The organism is Pseudovibrio sp. POLY-S9 (assembly GCF_001431305.1).
Classification (GTDB): domain Bacteria; phylum Pseudomonadota; class Alphaproteobacteria; order Rhizobiales; family Stappiaceae; genus Pseudovibrio.
On the sequence record NZ_LCWX01000242.1, the window covers coordinates 13512 to 20514 of the forward strand.

9 protein-coding genes are annotated in these 7003 nt (G+C 51.4%); 8 read left to right on the forward strand and 1 reads right to left on the reverse strand.

From position 1 onward, the window contains the following. Window positions 1-611: 611 nt before the first annotated feature. Window positions 612-926, reverse strand: a complete 315-nt coding sequence (locus PPL9_RS27025; protein WP_057465633.1) for a helix-turn-helix transcriptional regulator — start codon at window positions 924-926, stop codon at window positions 612-614. A gap of 548 nt (window positions 927-1474) precedes the next feature. Between PPL9_RS27025 and PPL9_RS27035 the strand changes: the two genes are divergently transcribed. The 8 genes from PPL9_RS27035 to PPL9_RS27065 all read left to right on the forward strand — a co-directional run. After that, window positions 1475-1963 carry a hypothetical protein gene (locus PPL9_RS27035; protein WP_057465635.1) on the forward strand — a complete coding sequence of 163 codons (489 nt, stop codon included), beginning with the start codon at window positions 1475-1477 and terminating at the stop codon, window positions 1961-1963. Window positions 1964-2041: 78 nt separating this feature from the next. Next, window positions 2042-2938: a helix-turn-helix domain-containing protein gene (locus PPL9_RS27040; RefSeq protein WP_057465636.1), complete on the forward strand. Its 897-nt coding sequence runs from the start codon at window positions 2042-2044 to the stop codon at window positions 2936-2938. Beyond that, window positions 2935-3627: a hypothetical protein gene (locus PPL9_RS27045; RefSeq protein ID WP_057465637.1), complete on the forward strand. Its 693-nt coding sequence runs from the start codon at window positions 2935-2937 to the stop codon at window positions 3625-3627. Before PPL9_RS27040 ends, PPL9_RS27045 begins: the two co-directional genes overlap by 4 nt. Continuing rightward, window positions 3614-3787, forward strand: a complete 174-nt coding sequence (locus PPL9_RS32595) for a hypothetical protein (protein ID WP_161831475.1) — start codon at window positions 3614-3616, stop codon at window positions 3785-3787. Before PPL9_RS27045 ends, PPL9_RS32595 begins: the two co-directional genes overlap by 14 nt. Then, window positions 3784-4383, forward strand: coding sequence for a transcription termination/antitermination NusG family protein (locus tag PPL9_RS27050; protein WP_057465638.1), 600 nt, complete (start codon window positions 3784-3786; stop codon window positions 4381-4383). Before PPL9_RS32595 ends, PPL9_RS27050 begins: the two co-directional genes overlap by 4 nt. Window positions 4384-4649: 266 nt before the next feature. Continuing rightward, window positions 4650-4922 carry an HNH endonuclease signature motif containing protein gene (locus PPL9_RS34475; protein WP_200962380.1) on the forward strand — a complete coding sequence of 91 codons (273 nt, stop codon included), beginning with the start codon at window positions 4650-4652 and terminating at the stop codon, window positions 4920-4922. A gap of 79 nt (window positions 4923-5001) precedes the next feature. Next, window positions 5002-5478 (forward strand): hypothetical protein, encoded by a 477-nt coding sequence (locus PPL9_RS27060; protein ID WP_057465640.1) that lies wholly within the window; start codon window positions 5002-5004, stop codon window positions 5476-5478. Window positions 5479-5490: 12 nt separating this feature from the next. Then, window positions 5491-7003 (forward strand): terminase large subunit (locus PPL9_RS27065; RefSeq protein ID WP_082597133.1); only part of this gene is annotated, 1513 nt, incomplete at its 3' end.

Genomic DNA, 7003 nt, shown 5'->3' on the forward strand with positions numbered 1-7003 from the left:
TCTGGAGCATCTCGCGTAAGTCATCGCGGGCAAAGCAGGTGTCGGTCTGCGTTTGGGAGCTGACTTCAAGAGCCTCAAAGCCAATCTCGGCTGCGGATTTCACAGGGCGTGATGGGGTGGTTTTACGGCTTCCGGGAAACTGGATGACTTGAGCACTGGGCACCTGGATCTCCAAAAACGAGTAATTTATGGAGATGATTAAATACAAAAATTTTGTAATGTCAATTATTGAATTACAAAAAATTTGCAAAATACCTTGATCTGAAGGCTCGTTTGAGCTTCATTTTCAGTGTTTGGATGGTGTTGTGAGGTGGTGATCAACAGGAAGTTTTATGGGTGTTCGGTGTGTTGAGGGAGTAAAACTACCGCATGTGGATGGGGTGGCTGGTAGGTGCTGTAGGTGTGGGTGATAAGTTTACGGAAACGTAAGGCGCTGGATTTTAATCGCTAATCAAAGTGACCTGAGGTCAGTTCGTGTGCGAAGTTAGGGGCTGCTTTGGGTTAGAATTTGATTTTTTTGATTTGTTGGGTTTGCATGTATCTGCATTGAGGTGCTGTCTGGGGGAGGTTATGGGCGACGCATTGAGATTATCAAAGTTAGTGGTTTCTGCTTATTCTTCTGGGTTGTCATTAGACCTGTTGGAGTTGCTTACCAGAGGTCTGGATGCCCAGGCTTTTGCCATGGTTGTCGGTAACGTCTCGGCTCTTCCTAAAAAAAGAAAATCCAACGAAGTTCCATAGCGACTATTGATTGCTAGGGCGCCTTTGAGTGATAGGCGTTGCGTTCCGTTTTCCCAGTTAGCCATTTGCGAGTAGCTCGCGCCAATGCTCGTGGCGAGTTCTTTCGTTGAGATGTTGTAATGCTCTCTGAGCCATTTGAGACGCTCGGAGACATTTTTGTTCGAGGATTCTGCTGGTTGTTCCATATCTTTATAGATCCCATATTACAAAAAATTTGCACCTAAAAAGAATTTGCACTTGAAAAAATACAAATAAATTGTAAATTACGGTTTATGGAAAATGTGCGCGACATCGTTGTTGTCTTGGGACGAGACACTATTAAGGACGCCTTAGGCGTCAGAGATGGTGCGGTATATGCGGCAGAACAGAAAGGCATGTTCCCTGCTGCGTGGTTTGATGTTCTTGATGAACTAGGGCAAGCGAATTGTAAGCCATTGCCTAGGACACTGTTCAATTGGAAGCGGGCAGAACCTATCCGGTCGCAATCTTAGCCTTAAGCACGTGGAAACCCATCGGGATAACTCCTGAACTTCCTTAGGTCGCGACTTGTAGAGAGCAGCTGATTAGCTGGCGCATCACTCAGCTGCTCTCACTTTTGCTTTGTCGTTGAGAACATGATGATTGCGAATTGTTGTTTTTAGTTGCCCACGCTGTCAGGTCTTTTGTTCTCGCCTATCAATATATGGCCTGATCCTCAATGGGTCATTGGGCTTCTGGAAGGGATCGGGTACCTATGAGTTTTTCCAGAACGAACAACGGGCGCAAAGTCTGGATTTGTCGTCAGACCAGAGAGTTGATCAAAGCTTTTGGCGGGCAGGAGTGCACTGCTGCCTTTCTGGAACTTGGCCTGACCACCATAAAAAAGTGGCCTGATGTGAATGAGGCTGGCAACATCACTTTGATGAGCCTGGTGAAGCTGGAAGAAGAGCTGGTCTCCATCGGCAGTGATCCGGTGTTCACGCTCGCGCATCTGCGAGCGCTTGGCTACATCACCACCAAACTGGACGCTAAAACCAGCAAAACCCCGGCTGCCTGTGCTCTTGATATGGTTCAGGCGGCCTGTGATGCCATCAAAGCCGCCTCGGAAGCTGCTGCTGATTGGGAGATCACCCCAGCCGAACACAACCGCATCGTCGGCATGTTCGAAGCCGCCCAAAAGGAATACGCCAAATACCTCTCAGCCTACAAATCCTCCGTCTCTGACAGTGTTGGAGAGGGATGAGCGTTTGTGACTTTGGGTATCTCAGTCATTTCACATGATGTGTTCTTCAAGGAGCACACCTGAAAATGGAGGGACGTTATGAACGCGACTTTAGCCCTTGAAAGCCAAGCAGATCGCCCGCGTATCTCGTTTGTGCCTGCGGCGGTTTATGCGGATCAAAGCCTGATGCCACGTGACCGTGATGTGCTGGGTGTTCTGTGTTCCTCTACCGACAGAAACGGAATCTGCTATCGATCTCAAGTGAAGATTGCGGAGCTGTTGGGGGTGGCGCGATCTACGGTGTATCGGGCCATCAGTCGGTTGATGGCATCAGGTTGGCTTGAGCGCAACGCGGGCCAACGCCCTGATGGCGGGCGCTGCTCCTACACTTATCGGGTCATCAATAAAGACATGCCGATACCGGAGCAGATGGACCTGTTTGCTGCCGATATTGAAGACGGGCATGTATCTGCAGACTGTTGCACAGACGGGCAGGGGATGCCCGCCCAGACGGGCAGCTATAATAACTTGTCTTTAAAAACTTCTGATGTTGATGACGAAGCGGCTGCGAGTGGGTCTGTTGAGGCAAATTCCATGCCTCCAGTTGCTGGCGTGTTGCAGCAAAGCGAGGCAGCAAGGCGGTTTATGCGCGGAGTTGTTGCTCTGCTTGCCTCAGTGGGGCTTGATGTTGAGGAACTGCGGGGCGGTGCCAACCCTGCCATCGGCTGGTTTGTGCGTGGCTGTGACCTGGAGCAGGACGTAGTCACAGCGGTACGCGAGGTTGCTGGACGGGCTCCCGGCCTGATCCATTCGCTGAATTACTTCACCGGAGCGGTGCTTTCTGCGCACAAGGCGCGGCTGGAAGTCTCGAAAATCTATGGCAAATACCAGCGGTTGGGCGAGAAAGCTGCACGGCAACGGGCGCAGCGTGAAGATCTTGAGCGGGAGAGTTGCCGGGAGGTGATCGCCGAGCTTGAAGCGGAGTACGCCCGATGACAGAGCTCGACGAAAAGTCCCTTGAAGATCGTTACGCCGATGTGATGCACTTCTTCGTCAAACCGCTCTCCGGTAAGTTCACCATGGTTCCAGGTGAAGAAAAGAAGCCTTATTTTGACATGCTGTGCAAACAGTTAGGCGGGTTCGAGGCTGAGACGCTCGAGCTCGCTTCCACCAAGATTGCACGGGAAGTTTCCGGGCGTAGATGGCCTGATTACGCGGTTGCTATTGCTGCATGCAAAGCGGTGATGGGTGTGAAGCCCATGCGCAAAAGGCGGGATGGTCGCCGCTATAGCCTGCCCACTGATGCGGTGATGCGCATCCTTCTGGCTGACGGCAAAGCGCAGACGTTAGAGGCTTGCAACGGAGACTGGATTTCTGTGCTGTTTGATTTCGTAAAAAGCAAGCACAGGTTTCCCTCTGATCGCGAGATTGAAGGACTGATTGTTGAGGTGCAATCGCGAGAAGCTCGCCTGAAAACACAGCGCATGGAAGCGTTGAAGGTGCTTTATGGCGAGACAGGATGCACAGAGCGGCCTTTGCCTGATCGTCATCCCGTTCAGATGATGATCAATGCCTTTGCCAAACGACGTATGGATCTCTGTAACGCTGTTTTTTTGGAAGTTTACGGTTGCGATGTTGCAACGCTGGCTGCTGATGATGGAGGGCAAACCTATGCCACTGCATAGATTGAATGAGGAACGTGATGTGCTCCATTTGGCAAGCTCTCCCGAGGTGGCAAAGCCTGCTAATGAGGCTCCAGTTGCTCGCAATAGTGATACGCATACAGCGACTAAGACGCGGGATTGGTTGTTGGTTGCGTCAAAGTCCGGCGGGGTTCAGGGATGAACCAGGCACCGAATGCAGGCAACAGGGCGTTGGAGCTGGATTACAACTTGCTTCGAGCTCTCATCAAGCAGGCGCCCCTTGAGTGGGTCGTGGTGCAGACGAACCCCAACTGTGAGGATCGGGCGAAGGCAAGCGTTGCGGCGACAGGTGCGGTGGCTTACCTGCCCATGCTTCCCAAACGAAAGAAGGTGAAGCGGTCGGCGCAAATGCTGGACGTGAGCGCTCCCATGTTTCCCCGGTATCTGTTCGTTGGACTGGATGTTATCGGCGGTCAGTCCTGTGATCAGGTGCGCATTTGCGTTGGTGTGGAAAAAATTCTTGCTGCAACCAAAGATGCGGCTTCACACCGTGTTCCCATAGCTGAGATGTTACGTATGCTCGATGCTTCCTGTGAAGCGCAGATTGGCAGAAAGAACTTGCATGGCCAGCTCTTTAGTATCGGCTGTGGTGTCGTGCTGACTGCTGGATCCGGTGCTCTTCTGAAGGGGGTTGTGAGAGAAGTATCTGATGGTGGTCAGTCCTTGAGAGTGGACGTTGAAGCCTTTGGCCGAACCACAAAAGCAACAGTGACAGTTGACAAAGTGGCGCTGCGTTAACCATCATGCATATCAGGATGATCCCGTGGATCTCCGGGGCCTGAGCGGTTAAGAGCCGCTATACCAAACAGAGCGACCTGGACACGAGACCCAGTCAACGTAAGACGCTGAGAAGCGGAGTTGGCGCGAAGAGTTTCTATGGATTTTTGGAGCACGTGCAAAGTGCAATTAACTGGTTCGCTGAGAGGCGAACCTTTTTTCTGTTTAGGTTTCTGGCTTTGCCCCTCAAGTCGATCACTCCCCGCTTGAACACATTGAGCCCAACGTTGCGCAAAGCACCAAAGGCGGTTGATCCGATCTACCTGACACCTGAATGGAAGGTGCTCGCCAGGTACATCAAGCAGCTGCGCGGCTATGTCTGCGAGATGTGCAGCAAGGATTTTTCGAAGCTACAACATAAGCTGATCGCCGATCACATCGTCGAGCGCAAAGACGGTGGTGCGGATCTCGACCCATCCAACCTCCAATGCCTTTGCACGTGGTGTCATAACCGGAAGACTGCGCAGGCTCAGAAGATGCGATGCCAAGGCGTTGATTGATAACGGAAGTGGGGGGTGGGGTAAAAGTCCGGGAGCTGAGTTGCCCTTACCCACCCCGATATAACTGAGAGATTTTTTTTTGGCTGACTTCGATTTTGACCTGCTAGGCGATCCAATCCCTGAGGGATTTGGAAAACGAGGGCGTCCACCTCATATGGTGAGTGATGAAAAGCGTAGACTTGTCATGCAGTTACTCGCTTTCGGAAAAACTCTGGATGAAATTGCTGCAGCTTTAGGGATCACAGCACCCACTTTGCGCAAGAATTATTTTCGTCAGCTCAAAGCCAGGGATGAAGCTCGGGCGAGGGTTGAGGCCAAGCTTCTGGGTAAGCTCATGGACCAGGCCGAAGCCGGGAAGGTGTCAGCGATTAAGGAAATCTTCTCCCGGCTTGAGAACTCTGATCGTGATAAGCTGGCAGAAGCGATTGCCAACCGTGGAAAGAGTGTTCCTGCGGCATCTGAAAAAACGCTCGGCAAAAAAGAAGAGCGAAAGAAAACTGCAGAAGATTATGCCGGAAAGTTTGCACCGCCCCAGGCCCCCCAACTGATCAACTAAGAAAGAACTGTCTTGAAAGTTCAGCACTGGTCAACTGCCTGTGTGGATTGGGAGGAGCGGATCGTTCAAGGGAAATCTCTCATCCCCTTTGGTCCGTTGTTCACTGCTGAAGCCCAAGCAGCTTTGAACGTCTTCAAGTCGCTCAAGGTGGTTGATGTTCCTGGCATGCCGACATTTGGTGAGTGCTGTGACCAGTGGGTGTTTGATTTTGTTGGTGCGATCTTTGGCGCCTATGATGCGGAACAAGGGCAGAGGTTGATCAGTGAGTTTTTGCTCCTGATCTCAAAGAAAAACGCCAAGTCCACTATTGCAGCAGGGATCATGGTGACAGCGCTCATTCGCAATTGGCGTCACCTCAATGAGCTGTTGCTATTGGCTCCAACCATTGAGGTGGCCAACAACTGTTTTGAGCCAGCTGCTGCGATGGTCTCATATGATCCGGAACTCAAAATAATCCTCAAAGTGACTACGCACCTGCGAACAATCAAACACGAGACCACAAACTCAAACCTCAAGATTGTAGCTGCTGACAGCGACACGCTATCTGGCAAAAAAGCTGGCTTCGTTCTGGTTGATGAGTTGTGGTTGTTTGGCAAGAAGCCAAAGGCGGCGGCCATGCTGCAGGAGGCCACTGGCGGATTGATTGCCCGTCCTGAAGGATTTGTTGTTTATCTGACTACGCATTCCGATGAGCCTCCAGCAGGGGTCTGGAAAAGCAAACTTGAGTATTACCGTGATGTGCGTGATGGCAAGATTGATGATCCTGAACGGTTAGGAGTTCTCTATGAGTTCCCGAAAAAGATGCTCAAGAATAAGGACTATCTAAAGCCTGAGAACTTCTACATCACCAACCCCAATCTCGGGCGCTCGGTGCGTAAGAGCTGGCTGGAATCCAAACTGCGCGAGGCGATGGATGGCACTGGTGAAGAGGACAAACAAAGCTTTCTTGCCAAACATCTGAACGTTCCGATTGGCATGAACCTGCGACGGGATCGGTGGGCTGGGACTGATCATTGGCAGGCTGCTGAATTCACTGTCATCCGTGATTTTGAAGAGTTTCTGGATCGATGTGAAGTTGTGACTGCTGGTGTTGATGGTGGTGGACTGGATGACCTTCTCGGGCTTTGCTTTATTGGGCGCGAAAAAGAGAGCGAGAAAAGCAGATGGCTGCTTTGGGCTTGTGGGTGCTGCCACAAGAGCGTGCTGGAAAAGCGCAAGCAGATTGCGACAGCTCTTCAGGATTTCGAGAAAGATGGCGACCTGTTCATCTGTACTGAATTTGCAGACGATATTCCGATTGTCGCTGACTTCATTGAGCAAGTTCTGGATCGTGGTCTATTCCCGAAAGAGAATGCAATCGGGCTGGATCCGGTCGGGGTTGCTGCAATCGTAGATGAGTTGATTGAGCGTGAGGTCAAGCCAGAGCAGCTCGTTGGTGTGCCTCAAGGCTATAAGCTTTCTGGAGTTACCAAAGGTATGGCGCGAAAGCTCGCAGATAAGTCTCTTGCTCATGGCGGCTCGCGGA

Excerpts from the sequence above, each read along its gene's own strand:
- PPL9_RS27025 (WP_057465633.1), bottom strand. The coding sequence starts at position 926 with ATGGAACAACCAGCAGAATCCTCGAACAAAAATGTCTCCGAGCGTCTC.
- PPL9_RS27035 (WP_057465635.1), top strand. The coding sequence starts at position 1,475 with ATGAGTTTTTCCAGAACGAACAACGGGCGCAAAGTCTGGATTTGTCGT.
- PPL9_RS27040 (WP_057465636.1), top strand. The coding sequence starts at position 2,042 with ATGAACGCGACTTTAGCCCTTGAAAGCCAAGCAGATCGCCCGCGTATC.
- PPL9_RS27045 (WP_057465637.1), top strand. The coding sequence starts at position 2,935 with ATGACAGAGCTCGACGAAAAGTCCCTTGAAGATCGTTACGCCGATGTG.
- PPL9_RS32595 (WP_161831475.1), top strand. The coding sequence starts at position 3,614 with ATGCCACTGCATAGATTGAATGAGGAACGTGATGTGCTCCATTTGGCA.
- PPL9_RS27050 (WP_057465638.1), top strand. The coding sequence starts at position 3,784 with ATGAACCAGGCACCGAATGCAGGCAACAGGGCGTTGGAGCTGGATTAC.